General features: G+C 45.2%; 19 protein-coding genes. 7 read left to right on the top strand and 12 right to left on the bottom strand.

Going from position 1 to position 23,907, the window contains the following annotated elements; all coding sequences use genetic code 11:
- Positions 1 to 67: 67 nt before the first annotated feature.
- Both Q9R46_RS02180 and Q9R46_RS02175 read right to left on the bottom strand, forming a co-directional pair.
- Entirely contained in the window at positions 68 to 1,123 is a 1,056-nt protein-coding gene (locus tag Q9R46_RS02180; protein WP_311278790.1) for a hypothetical protein, read from the bottom strand.
- A complete protein-coding gene (locus Q9R46_RS02175) occupies positions 1,123 to 2,958 on the bottom strand; it encodes an HSP90 family protein (RefSeq protein WP_311278789.1) in 1,836 nt (611 codons plus the stop codon). Before Q9R46_RS02175 ends, Q9R46_RS02180 begins: the two co-directional genes overlap by 1 nt.
- Positions 2,959 to 3,319: 361 nt before the next feature.
- Between Q9R46_RS02175 and Q9R46_RS02170 the strand changes: the two genes are divergently transcribed.
- From Q9R46_RS02170 to Q9R46_RS02160, 3 genes are all read left to right on the top strand, one after another.
- The gene (locus Q9R46_RS02170) at positions 3,320 to 4,222 is read left to right on the top strand and encodes an ABC transporter ATP-binding protein (RefSeq protein ID WP_311278788.1); all 903 of its coding nucleotides are present in this window, start codon (positions 3,320 to 3,322) and stop codon (positions 4,220 to 4,222) included.
- Positions 4,215 to 5,048 (top strand): ABC transporter permease subunit, encoded by an 834-nt coding sequence (locus tag Q9R46_RS02165; RefSeq protein ID WP_311278787.1) that lies wholly within the window; start codon positions 4,215 to 4,217, stop codon positions 5,046 to 5,048. Before Q9R46_RS02170 ends, Q9R46_RS02165 begins: the two co-directional genes overlap by 8 nt.
- 77 nt (positions 5,049 to 5,125) lie before the next feature.
- Positions 5,126 to 5,923, top strand: coding sequence for a MurR/RpiR family transcriptional regulator (locus Q9R46_RS02160; protein WP_311278786.1), 798 nt, complete (start codon positions 5,126 to 5,128; stop codon positions 5,921 to 5,923).
- Positions 5,924 to 5,936: 13 nt separating this feature from the next.
- On the opposite strand, the gene Q9R46_RS02155 is transcribed toward Q9R46_RS02160, so the two are convergent.
- The gene (locus Q9R46_RS02155; protein ID WP_311280927.1) at positions 5,937 to 6,926 is read right to left on the bottom strand and encodes a Gfo/Idh/MocA family protein; all 990 of its coding nucleotides are present in this window, start codon (positions 6,924 to 6,926) and stop codon (positions 5,937 to 5,939) included.
- A 307-nt stretch (positions 6,927 to 7,233) separates the two neighbouring features.
- Between Q9R46_RS02155 and Q9R46_RS02150 the strand changes: the two genes are divergently transcribed.
- Positions 7,234 to 8,520: a DUF5050 domain-containing protein gene (locus tag Q9R46_RS02150; protein ID WP_311278785.1), complete on the top strand. Its 1,287-nt coding sequence runs from the start codon at positions 7,234 to 7,236 to the stop codon at positions 8,518 to 8,520.
- A gap of 237 nt (positions 8,521 to 8,757) precedes the next feature.
- Positions 8,758 to 10,155, top strand: a complete 1,398-nt coding sequence (locus Q9R46_RS02145; protein ID WP_311278784.1) for a helix-turn-helix domain-containing protein — start codon at positions 8,758 to 8,760, stop codon at positions 10,153 to 10,155.
- Between the two features lie 46 nt (positions 10,156 to 10,201).
- On the opposite strand, the gene Q9R46_RS02140 is transcribed toward Q9R46_RS02145, so the two are convergent.
- Complete coding sequence (locus Q9R46_RS02140) at positions 10,202 to 10,789, bottom strand: GbsR/MarR family transcriptional regulator (RefSeq protein ID WP_090918165.1); 588 nt, start codon at positions 10,787 to 10,789, stop codon at positions 10,202 to 10,204.
- A 493-nt stretch (positions 10,790 to 11,282) separates the two neighbouring features.
- Between Q9R46_RS02140 and Q9R46_RS02135 the strand changes: the two genes are divergently transcribed.
- Together Q9R46_RS02135 and Q9R46_RS02130 are read left to right on the top strand one after the other, a co-directional pair.
- Positions 11,283 to 12,512, top strand: a complete 1,230-nt coding sequence (locus Q9R46_RS02135; protein WP_311278783.1) for a quaternary amine ABC transporter ATP-binding protein — start codon at positions 11,283 to 11,285, stop codon at positions 12,510 to 12,512.
- Complete coding sequence (locus Q9R46_RS02130; protein ID WP_311278782.1) at positions 12,478 to 15,078, top strand: glycine betaine ABC transporter substrate-binding protein; 2,601 nt, start codon at positions 12,478 to 12,480, stop codon at positions 15,076 to 15,078. The genes Q9R46_RS02135 and Q9R46_RS02130 overlap by 35 nt, the downstream gene beginning before the upstream one ends.
- A gap of 221 nt (positions 15,079 to 15,299) precedes the next feature.
- On the opposite strand, the gene Q9R46_RS02125 is transcribed toward Q9R46_RS02130, so the two are convergent.
- From Q9R46_RS02125 to Q9R46_RS02090, 8 genes are all read right to left on the bottom strand, one after another.
- A complete protein-coding gene (locus Q9R46_RS02125) occupies positions 15,300 to 16,271 on the bottom strand; it encodes an ABC transporter substrate-binding protein (protein WP_311278781.1) in 972 nt (323 codons plus the stop codon).
- A gap of 297 nt (positions 16,272 to 16,568) precedes the next feature.
- On the bottom strand, positions 16,569 to 17,660 hold the full coding sequence (locus tag Q9R46_RS02120) for a copper amine oxidase N-terminal domain-containing protein (protein WP_311278780.1): 1,092 nt from the start codon (positions 17,658 to 17,660) through the stop codon (positions 16,569 to 16,571).
- A 464-nt stretch (positions 17,661 to 18,124) separates the two neighbouring features.
- Entirely contained in the window at positions 18,125 to 19,942 is a 1,818-nt protein-coding gene (locus Q9R46_RS02115) for an APC family permease (protein WP_311278779.1), read from the bottom strand.
- A 338-nt stretch (positions 19,943 to 20,280) separates the two neighbouring features.
- Positions 20,281 to 21,132 carry a rhamnulose-1-phosphate aldolase gene (rhaD, locus tag Q9R46_RS02110; protein ID WP_311278778.1) on the bottom strand — a complete coding sequence of 284 codons (852 nt, stop codon included), beginning with the start codon at positions 21,130 to 21,132 and terminating at the stop codon, positions 20,281 to 20,283.
- A 343-nt stretch (positions 21,133 to 21,475) separates the two neighbouring features.
- Positions 21,476 to 22,018: a GNAT family N-acetyltransferase gene (locus Q9R46_RS02105; protein WP_311278777.1), complete on the bottom strand. Its 543-nt coding sequence runs from the start codon at positions 22,016 to 22,018 to the stop codon at positions 21,476 to 21,478.
- Positions 22,019 to 22,101: 83 nt separating this feature from the next.
- Positions 22,102 to 22,791 (bottom strand): MORN repeat-containing protein, encoded by a 690-nt coding sequence (locus Q9R46_RS02100; RefSeq protein ID WP_145333387.1) that lies wholly within the window; start codon positions 22,789 to 22,791, stop codon positions 22,102 to 22,104.
- 156 nt (positions 22,792 to 22,947) lie between these two features.
- The gene (locus Q9R46_RS02095; protein ID WP_311278776.1) at positions 22,948 to 23,229 is read right to left on the bottom strand and encodes a hypothetical protein; all 282 of its coding nucleotides are present in this window, start codon (positions 23,227 to 23,229) and stop codon (positions 22,948 to 22,950) included.
- A 188-nt stretch (positions 23,230 to 23,417) separates the two neighbouring features.
- The gene (locus tag Q9R46_RS02090) at positions 23,418 to 23,906 is read right to left on the bottom strand and encodes a DinB family protein (protein WP_311278775.1); all 489 of its coding nucleotides are present in this window, start codon (positions 23,904 to 23,906) and stop codon (positions 23,418 to 23,420) included.
- Position 23,907: the final 1 nt, after the last annotated feature.

The following is a 23,907-nucleotide window of genomic DNA, read 5'->3' as shown; positions in this document are numbered from 1 at the left end:
CTATAAAAGTAAACAACAAAAAGGCTTGTTCGGAAAGGATTTCTCCCTCACGAACAAGCCTTTTAAGTTATGCAATTAACGAGGATACATGTGTGTTTCCGTTACGCTGATCAAACTTGACTGCGGTAGCCTTGGCATACTCCTCAAAATAATCTGCAAGTTTGAGTAGATCTCCCGGGTCTCCCTCATACGGGAAGGAAGCCGGCAGACGCAGACGATACCCTTCCGAGTCTTTTTCTTCAGTCCAGCGCCGCAATAACGTAGCGGCCTTGGCATAATACATCATTTTGGCATACGCATCTTCATGATCGGCTGCGAGCACCAGTGTTTCTTCAAGGATATCAATCCCTTTGGCAGGATTCGTAAGTGTAAGATACTCCATCTGCTCGGAAAAACTCTGCACGAAATCATTTTCACCTTTGATTAAACGATATCCTTTAACCTGATGTTTATCTGCCTCATCCTTCCGTCCAAGACGATACAGCGGCATCAGAACTTCGGACAAGGTCAGATGTGGGATCTCCGCACAGCTCATACGTCCTTTGAGAATCGGCTTGGCCACTTCCAGCACCTTCTCGTCGTCTCCTTTTAACATAAAATAACGCAGAATCTCATCCTGCTCACAGGCCTCGCAGTCACTCATGAAGTCGCGGTCTAAGGCTCTGAACTTGTCATAACTGCGCCCTGCTTCCTCCAGCTCTCCGAAATCCATAAAGATGCGGAAGCGGTAATACCAATAAGAACGCTCGCTGTACCCATAAGACTTAAACCGTGCCCCGAAGTCTTCTAACAGCTCCATAATCTTCTCGCGTGAAATTTCAGGGAAATCGGGCATTTTGCCGAGAATCCATTTATAAGACCACAATAACGTTTCTTCATCATACAGCTCTGGCTGCTGATCGAACTTGCCCAGCTGCCAAGAGAAAGCGATCAAAGCTTTCATCGGATACCCACAGAAGGTAGCTACATCCACAATCTCTGAACGTGCTTCATATGCTTCTTCAACCATGCCATTGACATCGGCTACTCTCGCTGCTTCCTCTAATAGACCAAGCTTCGCCGCACCGTTAGGCAGCTGATAGGCCTCTTCCATCAAATCTTCGAAATCCATCTCTGTCTTCATCAGGCATCTCCCTCATGATTATTATTTGCGCGTAAACCCCAATCAATAAACCGTACGATTCCCTGGTTCAACACTTCAAGCTCCTGTTTGTTCATGGCATAATGCCCCATCATCAGGGCGTTAACATACAACATTTCTATAGCAATCGGTGTCATCTGATTATCTGGCGAAGTCAACACCCGTTTAATGATCGGATTGTTCACATTCAGATACAACGTCGAGTATCCTGCCGAATTAATGCCTGCTGACAACGAACCAAGAACAGACGAGAATAAGTCTGTACTCTCTTCGCTCGCTTTTTCCAGCGCACGCAGCGTGGATGATTCCTGCGAAAGGGTGAACAACACCGGCAAGTCAGCGGGTTTGAAGCCCTTCACCTCTGCGCGGCAGCGGAAACGTTGTAATGCCGAATCTGCCAGGCGTAGCGCATCATAATACTGGTTACGTTCAGCCGGTGCAACATCCGTGAATGTCATCGATACTTCATCTGGTTCAATGCGCTCGGTCTCTACGTTATTCAGTATGACAGGCAACATCCCCATCAGTTCTTTATCGTAGATGTAACCTGCGTTAACCACCAGCATGGACTGTGCGGAAGCCACATGGTGAATCTGGCGGTATTCATCAATGGTGCTGGTATAGTACAGTGTCTCTCCTTCATCAATCAGTTCACCCAGTTCCCGGTGTCCACGCGTTGTTTCGAAAGGCAACCAGCGATGAATCATCGCGTAAAATTGCTGATCCTGGACAGCCAGCGCCTTCATCGAGAGCGCATGGAGACGAATGAGCTTCTGCAGACGTTCAGTCTGCTGTTCAGCCATCTCGGTCAGACCCAACCGCAGCGCGTCTCCGAGCTCGGAGCGCACTTCTTCCAGCTTTTCATTTTCATAAAAATGCTCCCTTGAAGCGGTCGGCTGTAGTTCGTCGGTCCAAATCAGGCATTTCACAAAGAACGCCCACTCTGGCAAAATGTTCTCGGCTTTCTCCGAAATCAGCATACGCTTCAGATAAACCCGGTGGGAACGCTTGGCATTCAGATTCACGGCGTGCGGCAACACATAGGCAATGCCTCCCGTGCGCCCCGAAGCCGTTGTCAGCGGGATGAAATCCTGGAACTTCTCCCCCAGCAGACGTTCTCCAAAAGCAAGTACTTCCGCGCGGCAGGAACGAGCAAGCTCTGGACGTGTTAGCCAGATTGGAGAATCCTGATTAACAACAGTCTGCTTCCCGTCATGAATCAACGTGACCGGATAAGGCAGGAGCGCGCCATAATAAAATAAAGCTTCTTTCACATACTCCGCTTCAAAGTAGTGTGCCGCTTCCGGCGTACAACGCAGATATACTCTCGTTCCGGGAGACAATTGCGTGTCCAGCTGCCTGATCGTATATGTACCATCCGGCTTGCCGCGCCACTCCATGGAAGGGCCGCCCTTCACCGATTGAGTCAGCATGACGATCTCATGACTGACCATGAAACAGCTCAGCAGACCAATACCGAAACGCCCGATAAACGATGTCTCGCCATCCAGCAATTCCTGTTGTCCCCGCTTCGAGGATTGTCCAATCATCGCTAGAAACTCATGGATGTCCGCTTCGGTCAAACCAACTCCGTTGTCCTCCACCATCATCGTCAATTGATCTCCGGTTCCTGTTAGCTCAATACGGGCTTCTCCCTGATATCCCGGTTCCACTTCCTTGCGTGCCGTAATTGCATCTGTTGCATTCTGCATAAGCTCACGCAGAAAAACTTTTGGACTGCTGTATAAATGATTCGATAAAATTTGGATCATTCCGCTCAGGTTCACCTGAAAGCGATATTCATTGGGTGTACTCATGAACCACTTCACCTTTCCTTTGGGTCTAACACAGCACTTAGCCGGCTTTAACATCTCCACACTGAATAAATGGATGTGTTAGACGAACTCATTATGTATATATCGGCCTATACTCTATTACTCCATTATCTATAGCAATGAAACAGCAAACAAACGGCCTTCATACCTTCTTTTCAAGGATACATTGTACAGCCTGCCAAAAAAACAAACCTTAGACCCGATTTGGTGAAATTTCCCGGGGAATTATGCACTAGGATTTCAGGACTATTGAAGCAATAATATATTTCTTTAGTCTTAGTTGAACGATCTGACAACGCTGGACGTATAATCATCAAATTTGGAAAACGGACGGTGATTATACATGATTAAGGTTCTCAATATAAACAAATATTTCGGGGAGCATCAAGCGCTGCAAGATGTCAGCTTCACGATTCAACAGGGCAGTATAACCGGGCTTATTGGCCCAAACGGCTCCGGTAAAACAACCCTCATTCGGATCATGAACGGAGTTCTGGGTGCAAACAGCGGCCAGGTGACCATTCAAGGCATAGATACTTCGCGCGAGACGGAAAAGGTGCTGGCGATGTGCGGCACACTCACCGAACAAAGCGGTTTGTATGAAAATATGAGCGGGCGGGATAATCTGCTATTTTTTGCGGATGCGTTCGGGCTAAATGGTGCGACTGAACGCATTGACGAGTTAGTGCATCTCCTTGAGATTCAGGATTACCAGCATCGTAAAGTCGGTACCTACAGCACGGGTATGAAAAAACGTTTGGGTCTGGCACGGGTGCTGTTGCACCGTCCTTCTATTCTGTTTCTCGATGAGCCAACCAACGGTCTCGATCCTGACGGAATCCAGATGGTGCTTCGCATCATTCGTCAGTTAAATACGGAGCTGAACCTGACGATTCTCATCTCCTCACACGTGCTTTCCCAGCTTTCCGCGGTGTGTGATCACTATATTTTTATGGAAAAAGGTCGTGTTGTTGAGAAAGGGACTGAACAGGAGATCATTCAGCGTTATCCATCCGCACCGCGGCTAGAGGTCGAAGCAGATATGCCAAACGGTTGGAAGATAGGAAAGTATTCGCCCGAGACGGTTACAGCGCATACAGCAACGTTTCAATTATCATCTCGTGAGCATATTCCGTTGTTGCTTCGGGAGCTGACCGAGCATGGTCAGGTTTATCAGGCACGTATGGAAGGCAATGATCTGGAAAGCATCTATTTTGCGATAAGGGAGGCGAATGCACATGAATAATCGTCAAGCGATACGTGCACTCATTCGTAAAGATATTCGTTCTGTCACATCCAGCGTGCAGCTATGGCTGCCCATGCTGATTGTACCGCTAATTATCGGAATCATTGTTCCCTCTGCTATGTTGTGGGTTGCATCCCGGGTGGATCTACACTCGATAAGTAACTTAAATGTTGTATTGGACACATTAGACAAGCTCATTCAGAGTGGACAGATGCCCTCCCTTGCTGCCATGAGCACAGACAATCAACGCATTGTTTATTTTCTTGGCTTGTATATGTTCGCCCCCTTGTTTCTCATCATTCCAGTGATGGCTTCCAGCATCCTGACTGCCAACAGTTTCGCCGGCGAGAAGGAACGCAAGACACTGGAAGGTTTGCTATTTACACCAATGAGCATGAATACGCTGTTTAGAGGTAAAGTTCTGGCTGCTTTCATTCCGTCAGTGTTGTTGTCCTGGGTGACCTTCATCATCTATGGGGTCATTGCCAACATCCTGATGTACCCGATCTTCGGCACACTGATGTTTCCGAACTGGAACTGGATCATTCTGATCCTTTGGGTGGTCCCTACGTGCAGTTTAGCCGTTATTCTCCTCAATGTGCTGATCTCGGCTAAAGTACGGGGATTCCAGGAAGCCTACCAGCTTGGCGGACTTGTTGTCTTGCCCCTGATTGCCCTGATTGCTGGTCAGGCCACCGGTATGTTAATGATTGGACCATGGATGTTGCTGGGCACCGGTGCAGTGATGCTGCTCACGAGTTTTATTTTACTCCGTCTCGTAACCATGTGGAACCGCCGTCAGCAACTTGCGGAGAGTCAGATCTGATTGAGAAATAAACAGACGCGAGTTATGATGTGGAGACATGTACTCGGGATGATTATAGAGAGGAATGGAACAACAGCATGGAATACAACCTACTCCAGAAATTAAAATATGCTTCACCATTAACAGCACAGGAGAAGCATATTGTGGACTATATCCTGAACGACCCCGAAGTTGTATTCCATTCTACAGCCCATGAACTGGCTCAGCAGACTTATACAAGCGCGTCCACCATTGTTCGCCTATGCAAAAAGCTGGGTACCAAAGGGTACCCAGACTTTCAGTTGAAGCTTGCGCTAGAATATCAGCAACAACCTTCTTCCCCATTACGGACGCCGGATCATACAATCACAGAACAAGGCAATGTACTGGCTGCGATCGACTCGGTTCCCTACCTATATCACCAGGCGCTGGATGAGACACGCCGTATGGTAAACGCTCCTGTTTTAGTACGAATCGCGAATTGGGTCAAAGAATCCGCACGTATCGATATCTACGGTAGTGACATGAATTATTATTTGGCACAGCAGGCTTGCGCCAAATGGAACGAGCTTGGCATTGGGGCGGTTGCGCACAATGGTCCCAACATGCATTATTTGAACACGATGAATTCCAGCCAATTCATCCTGTCTTTTGTCATTTCCCATACGGGAGAAAACTCATCCATGATTGAAGTCGCCAAAGTATTGAACCATAAGCAACGGAACGTCATCGCGGTGACCGGAAACAATCTCTCAACGCTGTCCAGACATTGTGATGAAACACTGCTAACCTATGGTTATAACGAACAATTGAGGTTGTCCAAAATGTCTTCCATGATCTCGGTACTCTATCTGTTTGATATGCTGTATATGGCGAGCATCAGCGACAACTACTGAGATTTATCATTAATCATTTATCCGCGTCCGCGGCAAAAACAATTCCCGCATTTTTGCGAGCTTCCGCCAGTACGTTCATTACGGAACGGCTGTGTTGAAGCAGTTCATAGCACCGGTTGTAATCCTTAGCCAGATAAATGTCTCTGAACGCTTCCCACTCATAGTACAGCCAATTGGCTTTGCTCTGTGCATTATACTCCGCAGCAGGCTCATTCCCGATCTGAATCTTAATCTCCCGGCAACCGTTCGCGCCTCCTACAACCTGAAGATAACCTTTCTCTCCCTGAATGAGCACAAAGTTCATGCCGCTCGTGTCTTTGGCCCCAACACATTCAGCAATAAATTCCGGGTATTTGAGAACCGCAACTCCTGACGTATCAATGCCGTTCGCATGCTGGTTCGCCGTGTACGACACGGTGTTCGGACTGCCAAACAAACTCATAACCAGATGCAGATTGTAAATGTTGATATCCATCAGCGCTCCACCAGAGAACTCGGGATTAAATACGTTCGGCGTCTGCCCCGCGAGAAGATCATTGTATTTACGCGAGAATTGACTGTAGTTACACTGAATCAGTTTAATCGGGCCAAGCTTCGGTAGTTGCTCCTGTATCACTTTAATGTTCGGCAAATGAATGTTGGAGATGGCCTCAAACAGCAACAGGTTCTTTTCTTTTGCAAGTGCAATCAGCGTTTCTGCTTCCTGAAGCGTGGACGTGAACGGTTTTTCACATACAACATGTTTACCATGTTGAAGGGCCTGATAAGCCTGCTCGTAGTGCATACTATTGGGCGAAGCAATGTAAACGAGATCTACATTTTGATCCGAAAATAAGGATTCCAGGTCGGTATAGATTGTACTTATCCCATATTTATCTGCAAGCTCTTGCGCAGTCTCTCTCTTGCGGGAGTACATCGCAGTTACGTTGACATCCTCCAGTTCATTGATCGCGGATAAAATGGCATCTACAATGGTACCTGTGCCAATCGTTGCTATATTCATCATCTCACTTAGCTCCTGTCGTTGATTATGTAGTCGCCTTTCTTCGCAGCTTGATCGCTCACTCCTCTCTGGTTGGCTGTAATGTTATCACGACCAAGTAAGATGGAGAATGCTTTGTAATGAGAATGGCAGCATCATGCGCAATTTGATTTCAGGTTGAACTATGTATGAAATTCAATTTCATTCTCTAGCTTTTTCTCCTTCTATCCCCGTTCTCATCCCCATTCTAGATCTAACATAAATTCCATAGTTTACCGATATAACATAAGAAATTGACCACATATATATCCAAGGGGAGGAATAAAGAATGAAGACAGGGTATACATACGTACAACGCACCCTCTGTGCATTGCTGTTATTTACACTCATTACAGCAGTTACATTAACAGGCGGAACCGCTGCCCAAGCAGCTTCGCTAAGCCAGTCAACCGTCTATTATGAATCGGATGGCGTACTTTACAAAGTATCCGGAGATGGTAGCAATCCAGCGGAAGTATTAATTGATTTTGAAGGCGTAGATTTGACTGCAGCGGGATCATATCTCTACTACACTCAGTCCTCTACTTCCACAACATTGCTTCGCGTTCCAAATGACGGTTCCAGCGATGCACCCGAGACATTCGCTTCCGATATCATCAATTATTATGCGGATAACGGATTTATCTACTACATAGACTCCAAGGGAAGCATATATCGTGCCAATGGCGACGAAGGTATATCATCTGCAATCAAAATTGCGGACAACGTTAATACAGACCATCCACTTCTAATCGTGACCAAAGGGCGTGTGTACTATAATGCCTTGGTTGGCGGGAATACGTGGGTGGCTTCCAAAGCATCCAACGGTACTGGAAACGTACAGAAGCTGGCCCAAGGTGCTGTAGAGAGTCGTTATTTTGTGAACTTTGCCAAAAATGAATTACAACTCATGGTCAACACCAATCCTGACGAGCAATATTACTCTACAAAAGCAATTGTGATGTACAAGGCCAACTACAACACAGGTAAAGGCACGGCCGTGAACGCAAAAGCCAAGCTTGATGTAAACGCCGTTTATTCCGGTGGCTGGAGCAACAATCTATATGTGTACAATAGCGGTATCAAGCTGGACAGCAACAAGGATTATAACTATGCCCTGGGCAAAGCTTATGCATTAACAACATCCGGTAAAACATTTCAGCTTCACTCCAAAAGCGTGCGAGAAGTCAGTACAGTTGGAACAGACAAAGTGGTAATCATTGATGCGGATCAAAAAGCGTACGCCAAAACGGTTACTCCGAGCAAGGTGAGTAAAACGTCTAATCTCAACTTGAGCAACGTAACGTACGTTACGAATCAATGGATGAATGATAAACCGGAGGTTGTCTACATTTCTGGAAAAAATGGTCTATACGCGGTCAATCCGTCTCTAAAAGTAAGCAAAATAGCTGCTGACGAATGGGAAACGTTCCACTTGAGAGATGATGTTCCTGGAATCTTCTACATCCATGCGAAAGATGAATTCCGTTTATATCATGCAGCGGCCAATGGAACAGGACAACAAGCATTAAGTGATATTTTCCTGGACAACATTCTTTTGATTACACTGAATTAAGTCCGTTCCAGATTCGTTCATTTCAGGTCAGAACAAGGATGACTCTACAGCTTTGGTGCTGAGTGTCATCTTTTTTTTGTGATGCTCACATTTTGACGTATATGTTACATTCGACGTATACAATTTGCATTTTTCTTTCCACGTTTTCTATTTTGTCGAAATTATTTTTCCAAAACGCCTTCCATTTGAGAATGATAATTGTTATCATTAAGAAAATAAGACAAAAGGATGGTCCGTATGAATGAATCGTTTCCCGTATTAACCGAAACCTCTTCTTTACCGCTACTCTCTTCCATGTGCCGAGTACGTCGCGGGAAAAATTTCCGTATACAAGGCATCACGGTAAGCCGGCCCATACTTTGTCTTATTTTAAAAGGCAACGGCCTTCTGGTTCTGGACGACATCGTTTACGAAGCACAGGCTGGTGAACTGTTTCTGATCCAACCCGGCTTGACCATTGATGCAGTGGCTCATTCAGGAATCACTGAATTCCTTATGTTAAGTATGGAACAAGTCAATATGCTGCGAGTACGAGGCGAGTGGAAAATGACCGCTTCTTCCTCTCTTCCGTTTGAATGGCAGACGGGCAAAATACGTATCCGGCATGAACAGCAGGCAGCAGAACGAATGGCCAAGTTGTATGATTCCTATCGAGGGGAACTTGCAGATCATTTTGTCAGCATACATAGTCAGTTACATGAACTTCTACAATTCCTGTCAGAGCATCGACTGGAAGAAAACCTTGAAAAGGTAGATCCCGCACTGGAGCGTAGCATTTCATATATGCGTCGTTTCATGAGTGAAGGCATTAGCATGGATCATCTGGCCAAAATCGCCGGACTGACCCCAAGCTCATATTCCCGCAGCTTCAAAAAAGCAAAAGGCATGTCACCTACCGATTATCTCAATCGGCTACGGATTGAAGAAGCCAAAAAACAACTGATAGAGGAAAACTGTGTTCTCAAAGAGGTTGCAGAATCCGTTGGATATTGCAATGAATATTATTTTAGTCGTAAATTCAAGCAGATGACTGGCATTTCGCCAAGTATATATATGAAGAAACATCGGTTACGTGTAGCCACAATATCCAGCGCTGGCTTTGATGAGCACCTGCGCTCCTTGGGACTACAGCCAGTCGAATCACTGAGTTGGGGCTATAATCAGAATAAGAAAACCGCTGAGCAAGAACGTAACCTGACGAACCCATTTGAACAACTTCGCAAGGCTAAACCCGATCTGATTATTGGTGACGGTTCCTGCCAACCTTATTATGATCAACTGAAAGGTATTGCTCCTGTGGTTATTGTTGAAGTGACCGATGATTGGAAAGAAACTCATATTCGGTTGGCAGAGCTTACCGGGCGTGAGAAGCAAGCAAAGCAATACTTCAAGGAACTTGCACTTTATCGGTTAGAAGTCGCTCCATCCTCTGCATTCACATCGAATCGCGACCGGAAGCATGTCGTTTGGACAGACCGAAAGAATTCTCCGCTTAGTCATTCACAAGCCAAAGGCTCCACATTGCGGATTCCCTCAGAACATATACAACGGAAAAAGAAAAACCTGTTGAAGCCCGTCGTCATGCATCCTTCTACGGCATTGGCACACGAAAACTTGAGTGTCATCGGGCGATAAAAAGCAAAGGGACCCTTCCTGACGGAATGGGTCCTTTGTTTCGGGCTTATAACTGTTCTTTCATTTCTTCTTTAATCTCTTCTTTTGGAACAAGCTTATAGATTTCTTCATCTTCCATCGTATCAATAAGCCTGTCGAGCCATCGGTAGTATGCTTCCGCTTGCAATACTTTACGCTTGTCCTCATGCAGTACTTGCAGAAGCTCAGCGTCAGTCTGCTCATCAAGCTGATCCATCAACCGATTCATCTCGTCAACGGATTTGCGAAGAATCTGAAGGTTGCTCTCCACCGCTTTTCTCCATTTAATGGCGAAATAATCCGTAAACGTCTGATGCCAGTCATACTCCACTTCATATAGATCTTTTCTGGAGCCTTTGCTCCACACCTTATTTACCATTTTTAGATCCAGCAGAGTTCGTACTCCGGTGCTCATGCTTGTTTTGCTCATTTCCATTTCCCGGCCCATATCATCAAGGGTCATCGGTTTTTCTGCGAAAAATAGCAATCCATATAAATGTCCCGTGGACAACGTTACGCCGTATAGATCCATATTTCGTCCAATGGCTTCGATAACGCGTTTACGGATCTTCAGCACCGCTGTCTGCTGATCCTCTTGCAAATGGTCCAAGCTCATGCTTGCAACCTCCATTCTGACATTCCAGTCTTGGCAAAAAATCAGCATGTTCAAGCTCTGCTTACATGGGAAAGCATGTAACTGGATATTCTATAAGCTAGAAAACACCTCACACCCAATGGATTATCTTGGGAACTTTACCATGCTTCAATTTGCCTACGATGATCATTTAACCAAAAAAATAAGCTTTAATTCAGCTCATTTTCTATTGTAGGAAAAGCAATAATAAATGTAAAGATGTCTGATTAGCCATAATAAGGAGATAAACAGAGCATTTCGAAGGAAAACTTTGTACAGTTTTTACTGTATAAACATTATGTACTGTTTATTCGGTTGCTATACTGGTTAACTATTGTTAGAATACAAACCGTTACCCAGAAAGACGGGAAGCGAAGCAAAAATTACCGGATTTCGTGGCTGGGCGCACAAGTGTATGGGCTTGTGGTTGCTAAAGGCCGTTCGAAGTGCACAACACATCAGAAGGGGTGAAAACATGACCATACTTGAAGTAAAAAACGTAAGTAAACTGTTTGGCCCCCAAACCGAGCAAGGTCTTGAATTACTGGAGCAAGGTTGGGGCAAAGAAAAGTTGGCCAAAGAAAAACAAATAACGGTTGGTGTCAATCGGGTCAACATGGAAATTAAAGAAGGTGAAATCTTCGTTATTATGGGGCTGTCCGGTAGTGGTAAGTCCACACTGGTTCGGATGTTCAATCGCCTGATTGAACCAACATCCGGAGAAATTCTGGTTCATGGCAAAGATTTGCGAAAAATGAACAAAGAACAATTGCGAGAAGTACGCCGGAAAACGATCAGTATGGTGTTCCAGAAGTTTGCGTTGTTTCCGCACCGCACTGTTCTTGATAATGTGGAATACGGTTTGGAAATTCAAAAGGTAGATAAGGAAGTTCGCCGTGAGAAAGCCAAGACCTCACTCGAACTGGTTGGCCTTAAAGGCTGGGAAGACAAAATGCCGGATGAACTGAGCGGCGGGATGCAGCAACGTGTCGGCCTCGCTCGGGCACTTGCGAATGATCCGGAAGTACTGCTGATGGATGAAGCTTTCAGCGCACTTGATCCATTAATTCGTCGTGATATGCAGGATGAGTTGATTGAGCTTCAGGATAAGATGAAAAAGACGATTATTTTCATTACCCATGACTTGGACGAAGCGCTGCGCATCGGCGATCGGATTGCTCTTATGAAGGACGGCGCCGTTGTGCAGATCGGTACACCGGAGGAAATTATGATTCAACCGGCCAACTCATACGTGGCCCGCTTCGTCGAAGACGTGGACTTGTCCAAGGTCCTCACAGCATCACACGTTATGCGTCGTCCTGAAACAATTACAACCGATCGTGGTCCTCGTGTTGCTCTCGAGTTAATGCGTGAGCGAGGCATCTCGAACCTGTTTGTCATTGATCGCTCCAAAAAACTGCTGGGTGTCATTACAGCAGAAGACGCAACCCGTGCAATGCGCGAAAATAAAGTTTTAAACGACATTCTGATTACAGATGGGCCGACCGTGTCGCCTGATACCCTAATTCATGAATTGTTTGAGATCGTAAGTTCAGCCCATGTGCCTCTCGCCGTTGTAAGCGAAACTGGCCGTCTGCAAGGTGTTATCGTTCGCGGTGCCCTGCTCGGTGCACTAAGCGGTGAAGTTGCAGAAAAGGAGGAAGCTCTGAATGATACCCAAAATACCACTAGCATCGTGGATTGAATCCATCGTTGACTGGATGAGCTCCTCGCTCTCCGGATTGTTTAAAGTAATCTCTGTCGTTATTCAGGAAGTGGTTGGATTTTTCTCGGGGCTGTTTATGTTGCCTCATCCGCTTCTGTTCATTGCCATACTAGGTGTACTGGCCTTTCTGCTAGGAAGGCTGCCATTAACCTTGTTTACGGTTATTGGATTCCTGCTTGTCGATAACCTGGGCTACTGGTCCCAATCGATGGACACGCTCGGTCTTGTTATTACGTCAGGATTGATCTCTATACTGCTCGGTGTGCCCGTCGGTATCTGGCTGGCTTACAGCAAAACAGCTGCGCGAATTATCACACCGCTGCTGGACTTCATGCAGACGATGCCAGCATTCGTGTATTTGCTGCCAGCCGTTACATTCTTCAGTCTAGGTGTGGTTCCGGGTGTTATTGCATCGGTAATCTTCGCCATTCCACCTACCATTCGTCTGACTCACCTGGGGATCAAACAGGTTTCGAGCGAACTGGTGGAGGCAGCGGATGCTTTCGGCTCCACTTCGGCTCAGAAATTGTTCAAGGTACAGCTTCCACTCGCCTTGCCTACGGTGATGTCCGGTATTAACCAGACGATCATGTTGTCCCTGTCCATGGTTGTTATTGCATCTATGATCGGTGCACAGGGTATCGGTGCAGAAGTGTACCGTGCTGTAACGCAGCTTCAGATTGGTAAAGGTTTTGAAGCCGGTCTTGCTGTCGTGGTACTTGCCATCGTGCTTGACCGCTTTACCCAAAATCTGTTTATGCCTGGCCGTAAAAAAACTTCCCGTGTCTCTACGAAACAAAAGGCATGGATTACTGCAGCGGCAACACTACTTGTACTTGTTGCTGGCTTCTCTCAATACTTCACGGGCAGCACAACTTCCGCTGGTGGCAACAATGGGGCAGCCAATGCTGTAGGTAAGGAAGTGAACTATCAGATTATTGGTATCGATCCAGGTGCAGGCATTATGAAATCAACCGCCAAAGCCATCAAGGATTATAAATTGTCGGACTGGAACCTGATTGAAGGTTCGGGTGCCGCGATGACCGCTACACTCGACAAAGCCATCAAAAACGAACAACCAATTATCATTACTGGCTGGACTCCTCACTGGATGTTCAACAAGTATGATCTGAAATATTTGGAAGACCCCAAAAAATCGTTTGGTGATGCTGAAGAAATCCATACCATCGCTCGTAAAGGTCTGAAAGAAGATCATCCGGTTGCTTATGAATTCCTGAAGCGCTTTAAATGGACGTCGGATGAGATGGGTGAGATGATGATTGCCATTCAGGACGGTACATCCCCTGAACAGGCTGCCAAAGATTATGCAGAGAAACATGCGGATCAGATTGACGAATGGACAAAAGGTCTGACACCGGTGAACGGTGATGCGTTCAAACTGAGTTATGTTGCATGGGATTCCGAGATTGCAAGTACTAACTTGCTGAAATATGTCATGGAGAACAAACTCGGATACAAAGTCAACGCACTTCAAGTTGAAGCTGGACCTATGTGGACGGGTGTTGCCTCAGGTGACGTAGATGCTTCTCCAGCAGCCTGGTTGCCACTTACACATGCAGACTACTGGGCACGTTACAAAGATCAGGTTGAGGATCTTGGAGCCAATATGACAGGTGTACGCACAGGTCTGGTTGTTCCTAAATATATGACGGACGTTAACTCGATTGAAGATCTGGAAACGGGCGCATCCTCTTCCGCTTCCTCGTCTACACCTGCGGCAAATGCCAACGTTGGAGATGAAGTCAACCACCGGATTATCGGTATTGACCCAGGTGCCGGTATTATGAAATCCACCGCCAGTGCCATTGAAAAATATGGCCTGACTAACTGGAATTTGGTAGAAGGGTCCGGCGCAGCCATGACGGCTACGCTGGACAAAGCTTACAAGAATAAAGAACCAATTATTATTACAGGTTGGACTCCGCATTGGATGTTCAATCAATATGACCTGAAATATTTGGAAGATCCCGATAAAGTCTATGGAGATGCCGAAGAAATTCATACGATCGCTCGTAAAGGTCTGAAAGAAGATCATCCGGTAGCTTATGAATTCCTGTCTCGCTTCAAATGGACTTCGGATGAGATGGGCGAGATGATGATTGCCATTCAGGACGGTACGTCACCTGAACAGGCTGCCAAAGACTATGCTGAGAAACACAAAGATCAGATTGATGAATGGACGAAAGGTCTGACACCCGTGAACGGTGATACGTTCCGTCTCGGTTATGTTGCCTGGGACTCCGAGATTGCAAGTACGAACCTACTGAAATATGTAATGGAAAACAATCTCGGTTATAAAGTCAATGCATTACAAGTTGAAGCTGGACCAATGTGGACGGGTGTTGCGTCAGGCGACGTGGATGCTTCTCCGGCGGCATGGCTTCCCCTGACACATGCTGATTATTGGGCTAAGTACAAGGATCAATTGGATGACCTTGGTGCCAATATGACAGGTGTAAAAACGGGGCTTGTTGTTCCAGCCTATATGGATGTCAAATCCATCGCAGACTTAAAGGATAAATAAATCTTTTCTCTTGTTCAGACATTCTTTGCTGCAGTAAGTTGATTTTGTTCTTATAGCATTGTTTCTTTTAACGGAAACGGCCTATCTCGAATGTACGAGATAGGCCGTTTTCGTTTAACTAACAAAGAGACGAAAAGGGCCTTTGTGCCCTCTCGTCTCTTCTCTTATAGCATTTATTATGAAAGGTTTACTCGGAATCCATTCAGGTATTAATCGCTTGATTATTTCCCTGTACCAAGAAATCCTTCTTTGAAAATATTCAATACGTAGTCGAGCGTAATCGGGTCACTGTACGTCACCGCTTTAGTATCTAACTCAATAACCTGTTTGTTCTGAACGGCCGGGATTTTACTCCAGATTCCCGACTTCATAATCTCGTTATCCCGAGTCATGTCTCTACTGAGCACGATGAAATCACCCATGTACTCCGGAAGAACTTCAAGTGACAAGGAGTGATACCCGTCTTTTAACGTGTCATTCTTTACTTTTTCAGGCATATTCAACTTCATCGCTTGGTACAGCGCTTCCGTTCCACGTGCCCAGTGATCCCCCATGGCAAAAACTTCTTTATCAGCGATTTCGATGGTGGACACCGTTACTTTATCTCCATACTTCGCTTTAATCTCATCACCGATCTCTCCGGCTCTTTTGGTGAAATCATCAATCCATGCTTGTGCTTCAGACTCTTTGTTCAGCACTTTGCCAATCTCCAGCTGCTGTTGCAGATAGTCGAGTTTACCCCATGTGTATACGATCGTTGGAGCAATTTTGGAAAGTTGTTCAAGATTTTTCATATGCGAACCTGCAATGATCAAGTCAGGACTCAAAGCGGAGACACTCTCCGGATCTTCATCACTTACGATAGCAACGTCTTTTAATTTATCATTGAACAGCGGATTTTCTGCTGTCCATTTATCTACGCCCACTGGCGTTACATCCATAGAAAGGATATTGGGACCGTTCGTCAAAGCAACGATCCGTTGAGGTTTAGCCGGAATTTCCACGGGCCCTGTTTCGGATTGATACGTTATCGTATCCGAAGTATTCCCTCCTTCACTGCTTGTCCCTTCCGTTGCAGTTGCCTCTTGTTTTCCATTGTCTGAAGCACCGCTTGAAGCCCCGTTACCACATGCGCTGACAATCATCGTAAACAACATCAGCACGATGAACGGTAGAATCCATTGCTTTTTCATCTGTGTAGTCCCCCCTAATCGTTAATGATAATCATTATCAATTTAATGAACGTGTTGATTATATGATATGAGTCGATAGCATGTCAATCATCTTGAAACGAATTGCCGGATTCTCCTCTAGTTTATCGCCTGCATATACTTGTTTCGAAAAAGAAACGATTCGTTCACAAAAAACAGCTTACGGGCTTTTGCCTGTAAGCTGTTTCTATATTGAAGAAAACAACAAGTCATGAATTAAATTTTACTCACTTGTCTTCGTTGAAAAATATTTTATTTTCCGAAAACGTTAACATACCCCTATTTTTGTAAATACTGGTCAACATATTGTTCTGCGTTAATAGAGCCTATGGCAATCCAGTTAGCGTAGGTCTCTCCGAACATTTTATACAGTAATTCACTTGAATATAGCCCACTTGTTTTTCCGAAAAAGAGATATAGCTCCTTTACGGTATTCGTATGCTTTTTACCGTTCAGGTCTGTCCATGTTACCTTTTTGTTCAGGTCCACCTTACTGATGTCCTTCGTATGGATTTGTACAATCGATCCGTCGACTTTGAAGTATACAATAACACTCTTCTCATATGGATGACCTTTGAGAATACTCCAGCCTTTCATATCCCCTGTTGCCGGTACAGCATATAGTTTTCCTTTTTTAGTCGGCTTAGTCACTGTTGTACTGCTTTGTTTCTTTGGCTTTTCAATTTGGATATTCATTTTCCCTTGACCAATAGATACTTGCATCGTTTCGCCATTATTTTTTAATCCTGCTCCGAAAGCATCAGATAGCACTGAAGCAGGCATTAAAGTCACGCCATTCTCTACAAGAAGAGGAGACTTTAAAGTGAGAGAGTTTCCATTTAAACTGGCCTTTGTACCTGATTTAGGCAAATTCACTTGCGTAGAACCCACTTTAATTTCAAAGAGACCCTGCTGAGCCAAATAATTGACACTGCCTCCCAAAGCTTGGACTACCTCTTTCATAGGAACAAGTGTCACACCATTTTTTAGATATCCCCCATCGATTGGGTTGTCTAAGCTTCCTGAAATGATAACTGACTTTTCTATATTTTCAACCTTAACTGTAATTTTGGAAGAACCAACTCCTATAATTTTGACCATGCCATTGCTTAATACTTGAAGCAGGTGGGGATCACTAATCGTATAATCTGTTTTTGTAAGACCGACAGCTCTCTTATAATACGGATCATTGGCATCATGTAATGTGAATTCGTCATCATAAATAACATAGATATTCAAATTAAACTTATCTCCTACAGAAGCGGTAATGGCAGGATCGAGTTCAATATCTTTCACTTTTAAATCCTCTGCAAACACATTGGAACTAAATAAAAGCATAAAAAACATCACAAGCACACTCAGTTTCTTCATTCTTTCTTCTCCTTCACGTATGTAGTCTCTTTACTTCTTCAAATACTCTTTGTCTATTGATAACTTTGCCTCCCCTCCTTACTATACATCTTTTTTTCGCTTGTTTTAAAAGAATTCTTCCTTTTAGTTAATAATTACAAAAAGTCTGAGAAAAAAAACATAACTGTGCCAGATGTTGCTGTCGAATCGGCTGAAGCGTGCAATTAGTCGACTGCTGCCTTGAAACTGCGGATACTTCGTCATATTATCCTTTAATACTTGCTGATTGTAGGCTGCTGTCGTAATTAGGAAATAATTGCTTCTACCCATTCCATTGTTAACATAATCATGATTCTGGTCTGAAGAAAAAAAGCAAGGGCACTCCAACTCGGAGTTTCCCTTGCGATAAGATGATGTGTACAACCTATACTAAATATTATGGTACATCGATGAACCTTTTTATATCGTTGCGCCCCATCCTCACACTAACGATTCAGATGATACGGCACCGTCGTCACAATCACATCTTTATAATTAATCAGATAAGCCCGAATCATGAAGCTGGTCTGGTTATGCAGTACATTTTGCCACCAGTGCTTCGTAATAAATTGCGGAATCAGGATGGTGATATGATCGGTTTCGGCTGTTTTCCATTCCACGGTATCAATGAATTTCTTCAGCGGGCCCATAATGCTACGATATCTCGATTTGATCACGACCAGACGGACGCCTGGATTCCATTCTTCCCACTTCTGTTCCATCTTCCGTATAGCCTCATCGTCAAAGCCGATGTACAGGGCCACCACATGTTCCGACATCGTCTGGGCGTAGCTGATGGTATTCATCACCACCCGAGTAATGCCCGCCACCGGAATAACGATTGTATTGCCTTTCTTGGCCGGTTTATCCACCTGAATATCGATACGTAATTCGTCTGCGATGTTGCAGTAATGGCTGCGAATGCGCATGAACACATAAACGACCAGTGGCAAGAAGATAAAAATAACCCATGTCTGCGTGAACTTGGTGAAAATAAAAATCAGCGTAATGGACAACGTAGTCAGCATACCGATTGTATTCACGAGCAGCTTTGTTTTCCAGCCAGACGGCTTGATTTTGATCCAGCGTATCATCATGCCGAGCTGGGACAATGTGAACGGAATGAACACCCCGACCGCATAGAGCGGAATTAGGTTTCCGGTATCCCCTTTAAATCCAACGACAAGAAGTGCCGACATGACGCTGAGAAAAATAATCCCGTTGGAGAAGCCTAGACGGTCTCCTCGCACCATGAACATATGTGGCATATATTTATCCTTTGCCATCATGAAGGACAATAGCGGGAAGGCCGAGTATGCCGTATTCGCCGCGAGGAACAGGATCAGAGCCGTAACGCCCTGGATAATAAAATACATCCATCCCCTGCCAAACGTAGCTTCGGCAATCTGGGAAATGACCGTTGCTTTCGGATCAGGCTTGATCCCGTATCCAAAGGCCAACAGCGTGATGCCAATGAACATGGCGCCAAGGATGCATCCCATCAGCAACAGCGTTCCGGCCGCATTCTTCTCCGCAGGCTGCTTGAAGTTCGGAATAGCGTTACTAACCGCCTCTACCCCGGTCAAAGCCGAGCATCCAGAGCTGAACGCTTTAAGCAGCAAAAAGATGCTGACATGCGACAGACTTGTTCCGAATTCCGGAGCCGCGGCATGCATGCCGCCAGCCATAAACTTGATACCACCCGAAATAATGAGAATGGCAATCGAAAAGATAAACAGGTAAATAGGGATCGCCAGCACCGAAGCTGACTCCGTAACCCCCCGCAGATTCATAACGGTCAGAAACACAATCATAATAAGCGCAATAATGACACTATAGTCATGCAGTACAGGAAAGGCAGATGTGATCGCATCCGTACCTGCGGACGAACTTACAGCCACAGTCAGGATATAATCGACTAGCAATGAACCTCCGGCAATCAAGCTCGGTGTGGTGCCCAGGTTATCCTTGGCTACGATATACGCGCCGCCCCCTGTAGGATAAGCAAATATGGTCTGGCGATACGAAAAAATTAAAATGACGAGCAATCCCAGCACGGCGATGGAAATCGGAACCGAGTACCACAAGGCGGCGAATCCCGCCGCAACCAGCACTAGCAAAATCTGTTCCGTACCGTAGGCAACGGATGATAAAGCATCGGAGGACAGGATGGCAAGCGCCTTCCATTTCCCCAATTTTTCTGCATCCAATTCAGCCGACTTCATTGGCTTGCCGATTAAGATTCTCTTCATTTTGCCAAGCATGATCATAACTTCCTTCCATCTCTTGTCTATAAGCTTCTTTGCTTCTCATCTGGATCACAATGTCTGTTCTTATCTATGAAGCATAGTTATTATGCAAAATCGCAGAGCCATTGACAATACGTCATTTCACCCGAAAATCGCCAGCGCGTGATAATGCATTCTACGATTCAATATTTGATAACAAAGCCTTTCTTGCTGAGCAAATTGAACGTTTTTGACCTAAAACGGCGATTGTTTGCCCGAAAAAAGAAAAAGGCCTTCGGTTCAAAGAACCAAAGGCCACGATCACGATTTCATATGGTCAGCTTCATATAAAACAATTGTCATATCGAGCTTGTTTACAATTCACTTTGAATGATACCGGGGCGAGGAGTTACACCAAATTGTTCTGTAAGGGCAAGTAGTTGCTCATCCGTAATCCGCTGTCTAATATCGTGACCTGCAACAAGCATGTATACCTGAGCCGCCTTTTCAATAGTCTCAATCAGACCAAATGCTTCGTCAATCGTTGTACCTGTTCCGAAAATGCCGTGTTGAGGCCAGATCACCGCGTGATACTCCTGCATTTTCTCCGCAGTTGCGCGGCCGATTTCATTCGAACCTGGCATCATCCAAGGTATAATCCCCACGCCATCTGGAAATACCACCACACATTCGGTGCACATCTGCCAGAGTGTCTTGGTAAACTTGGCCTCATCCAGCTCATGGATGAAGGTCATGGCTAGTACATGTGTCGCGTGGTTGTGCATGACAACCCGGTGGTTCGGGTCTCTTTGTAAACGTTCAATATGGCTCATAAAATGGGTCGGCAGTTCACTTGTCGGGTTCGCACCACCGTTCAGTCCCCATAATACCTCCAGCTTCTGCCCATCCGCAGATACACGCAATACACCCAGATTGCCTTCCGGGTCTGCCAGCACGTTTTTGAAATATTTGCCCGATGCCGTAACGATAAAATACTGTCCCGCCAGTTCTTGCACGGAAAAGGCAGGTGTGATGGTGCGGATCACATGATGAATATCGATGTACGGTGCAACCTCTTCCTCCTTCAGTAGATAGCTGACATTACCGCCATTACGCTCATCCCATCCATTCTTCCACATATGTTGCGTAATCTCTGCCATTTCGCGCACAAATGGAATATCGAATCCGGCAGGCTCTAGTCTTGCGGTCCGAAGGGTCACGTTCATGTTAATCCTCTCCTATGTTCAAGTATAAAATGGGGCTGTCACGATCAAATTAAGTTCCTTTTTTCACATTCATTATACCTTTGTTTCTGTTTGTTAGTCAACAATTATCACAGAATAAACTTTTAAATACTTTTATTTATTTTTGTTTATCTTTATTTTATTATAAAAAGTCGAAAATAAGCAAAAAAATACCCCGCCGTCGTCCGGCAGGGTCAGTCACACATCTATTTAACACGAGAAGGGGTTTACAAGAGTTATCTTATCCTCCCCACCTTAATAGAAGCTGAACGCGAAATAAAAAATGCATGAAAACGACTCGCGATAAGATACCTTGGAACGTTACTCAGCGGGCAGTATTATTTTTCCGTAATCTATAGAAAGGCTTCATCACACCTGTTGCTTCATCCCGCCGCTCATGCATTCGTTCAAATCCGAGTTGGCTCAAAATGTGTTGCGCCGCCTTATTATCCGGATGATGCCCTGCAACCAGAGTCGTTACCTCCAACTTGTCAAAAGCATAACGAACAACAGCCTGCGCCGCTTCCTGTGCATATCCTTGTCCCCAGTGATCACGAGTCAGCAAGAAACCAAGCTCATAGATGTTCTCTTCCGGATCATAAGGGCAGAGACCACAGCAACCGATGAAGACGTCTGAATCTTTCTGAAAAAGGGGCCAGTATTGCACACCCTCCTGCTTCTCACGCTCGATCTCCTGAGTTAACCTCGCCTCTACTTCCTCTTCGCTCAGAACCTCGTTGCCCCTAACCCACCGGGTCACCTCATGGTCACCCCAGAGTGCAAACGCGAGGGCACGATCACCTTCGTCCCATGTCGCAAATACAAGTCGCTCCGTTTCCAAAACAATTGTCCGTCTGCTATTCATCATCTACTAACCTCCCGAATCCCAGGCATGATCTCAACATGCAGTCTATATTATGTAATTAATCGTACCGCGTTCGGGATAAACAATTATAGTTTCTTCGCAAGCTTCTCGAATTGCTGGATATAGGGTTTAATCTCTTTTTCTATACTTACGATAAAGGAACGAAACGCTTTTGGATCATACTCATCCCCGACACCAACATTTTTATGTACTTTTCCTTTTTGATACTTAAAAGAGAAGAAATAACCTTCTTTGAGCCCTTTCAAAATTTCTCCTGCCTCACCCAAAATTTGAAGTTTTATTTTTGCATCCTGATAAGCAAAATAATACGGAGGGTCATACTCCCCCTTGCGTACATCATACCCGGCAATCCACTGATCTTTAGCAAAGGTCCCTGTTTGCACTCGTGACTCCAGCATAGCTCCAGTTAGACTAATCTCGGTGATACGCAGTACTCCCTTGCCTTCTTTTTGATCGCTTTTCCAGGTTCCTTCATACTGTGTTTCTGAGATTCGGTCTGTTTCCTGCGTTGTCATTTTATAAACTCCCTGTCCTGAACGTTTGCCTTCAACCCAACTTCCATTGTAAGTTTTGGATTTCCCCCATGTCATTCTGCCTTCCCCGTGAGGTTTTCCGTTTTTGGTCTCTCCGTAATATACTGCTCCATTACTGTAATTTAATGATTGTCTTTCTGCTTGAACTAACATGGGCGCTGATAACAGCACGGTTAAACCTAGACTTGCCCCTAGGATATAACAGAATAATTTTTTAATCATCTTATCTTCCCTTCTCTTCATTGCAGATTACACTGCTTAATATAGTAACTCAACGCACCTTAGTATAATATCACTTTAAATCCAGATCACACCAGCTAAAAAAAGACCCCTGCCGAACATGTCGGACAGAGGCCTATAAGTTTCTACCGCACCAGATTACGCCAAAGCAACTTCAATCGTACCGGAAGCATCACCTCCCTGGTTCGCCAGCAAAGCGAAGACCAGCACCTGACTTGCGGTAATGCTCAAACTGCTGTTCACCGGAACAACATAAGTGACAACTGGAGCATTTACACGAGTGATGACGAGAGATACCGGAAACGGTCCATTGTTGTTCACCGTAACACTTGCATTGGTGCCGCCAGACAGGTTTTCATAGTAGGATTTACCCACACCCGCTGGCAGATTGTAGAACTGTAATGGTAAAAGGATGGCCATCAAAATCACCTCCTTTTTACTTTGATACGGTATTCTATGTCTGAAATCTAGTAAAGCCACGGTGAATTGACCGTGGTAGAACGTACATTTATAGCTGACATGCAAGTTTAATAGAGATACCGCATATTCTCGAAAAACAAAATAAGCCCCGCCGGATGATCCGACGAAGCCGCTTGTCCAAAAACAAACTAAGCATACAGCATAAAAAAGTTCAATTCATGGCCTTGCTGTTTGAGGTAATTATAGAGCTGTGAGCGATGGTGGAACACGTGTGTGAGCGTTTCGATCTGCCACTGCACCTGCAGGTGTCCATGCTCTGCGTAGAAAGCTTTGGTAGAGCGGTTCAAAAAGTCATCTTCGCTGAGACTTGTAATATATGCTTTGTACGCCTCGAAATTGCTCCATAATGTCTTTTCCAGCTGCTCGATATTCTGGTTTCCAGATAAACTGTTCTCCACTCGACCTACTTCAGCCTCACCTTTCTCTTGCATGATGACAAGATCCGAAGCCGTGATCTGGATAAAATGATGCACCAGTTCCACAAGGGAACGCATATTGTCCTGCGGACGATACGCCCAGTCCTCTGGACGAATTAGACGAATTAACGAAGCCCCTGTACGTACGCCTGTTTCCAGTTCCGTTAACAGATGCTCCCGAATTTGCAATGTTCCATTCATG

It is taken from the genome of Paenibacillus sp. RRE4 (assembly GCF_031844205.1).
Lineage (GTDB): Bacteria > Bacillota > Bacilli > Paenibacillales > Paenibacillaceae > Paenibacillus > Paenibacillus xylanexedens_B.
The sequence above is the reverse complement of the archived record's forward strand: the minus strand, read 5'-3'. Positions and strand labels throughout refer to the sequence as shown.

Excerpts from the sequence above, each read along its gene's own strand:
- rhaD (WP_311278778.1), bottom strand. The coding sequence starts at position 21,132 with ATGAACGTGACCCTTCGGACCGCAAGACTAGAGCCTGCCGGATTCGAT.
- Q9R46_RS02175 (WP_311278789.1), bottom strand. The coding sequence starts at position 2,958 with ATGAGTACACCCAATGAATATCGCTTTCAGGTGAACCTGAGCGGAATG.
- Q9R46_RS02125 (WP_311278781.1), bottom strand. The coding sequence starts at position 16,271 with ATGAAAAAGCAATGGATTCTACCGTTCATCGTGCTGATGTTGTTTACG.
- Q9R46_RS02135 (WP_311278783.1), top strand. The coding sequence starts at position 11,283 with ATGACCATACTTGAAGTAAAAAACGTAAGTAAACTGTTTGGCCCCCAA.
- Q9R46_RS02095 (WP_311278776.1), bottom strand. The coding sequence starts at position 23,229 with ATGGCCATCCTTTTACCATTACAGTTCTACAATCTGCCAGCGGGTGTG.
- Q9R46_RS02100 (WP_145333387.1), bottom strand. The coding sequence starts at position 22,791 with ATGATTAAAAAATTATTCTGTTATATCCTAGGGGCAAGTCTAGGTTTA.
- Q9R46_RS02155 (WP_311280927.1), bottom strand. The coding sequence starts at position 6,926 with ATGAATATAGCAACGATTGGCACAGGTACCATTGTAGATGCCATTTTA.
- Q9R46_RS02105 (WP_311278777.1), bottom strand. The coding sequence starts at position 22,018 with ATGATGAATAGCAGACGGACAATTGTTTTGGAAACGGAGCGACTTGTA.
- Q9R46_RS02170 (WP_311278788.1), top strand. The coding sequence starts at position 3,320 with ATGATTAAGGTTCTCAATATAAACAAATATTTCGGGGAGCATCAAGCG.
- Q9R46_RS02140 (WP_090918165.1), bottom strand. The coding sequence starts at position 10,789 with ATGAGCTTGGACCATTTGCAAGAGGATCAGCAGACAGCGGTGCTGAAG.
- Q9R46_RS02130 (WP_311278782.1), top strand. The coding sequence starts at position 12,478 with ATGATACCCAAAATACCACTAGCATCGTGGATTGAATCCATCGTTGAC.
- Q9R46_RS02090 (WP_311278775.1), bottom strand. The coding sequence starts at position 23,906 with ATGAATGGAACATTGCAAATTCGGGAGCATCTGTTAACGGAACTGGAA.
- Q9R46_RS02115 (WP_311278779.1), bottom strand. The coding sequence starts at position 19,942 with ATGCTTGGCAAAATGAAGAGAATCTTAATCGGCAAGCCAATGAAGTCG.
- Q9R46_RS02165 (WP_311278787.1), top strand. The coding sequence starts at position 4,215 with ATGAATAATCGTCAAGCGATACGTGCACTCATTCGTAAAGATATTCGT.
- Q9R46_RS02150 (WP_311278785.1), top strand. The coding sequence starts at position 7,234 with ATGAAGACAGGGTATACATACGTACAACGCACCCTCTGTGCATTGCTG.
- Q9R46_RS02120 (WP_311278780.1), bottom strand. The coding sequence starts at position 17,660 with ATGAAGAAACTGAGTGTGCTTGTGATGTTTTTTATGCTTTTATTTAGT.
- Q9R46_RS02160 (WP_311278786.1), top strand. The coding sequence starts at position 5,126 with ATGGAATACAACCTACTCCAGAAATTAAAATATGCTTCACCATTAACA.
- Q9R46_RS02180 (WP_311278790.1), bottom strand. The coding sequence starts at position 1,123 with ATGAAGACAGAGATGGATTTCGAAGATTTGATGGAAGAGGCCTATCAG.
- Q9R46_RS02145 (WP_311278784.1), top strand. The coding sequence starts at position 8,758 with ATGAATGAATCGTTTCCCGTATTAACCGAAACCTCTTCTTTACCGCTA.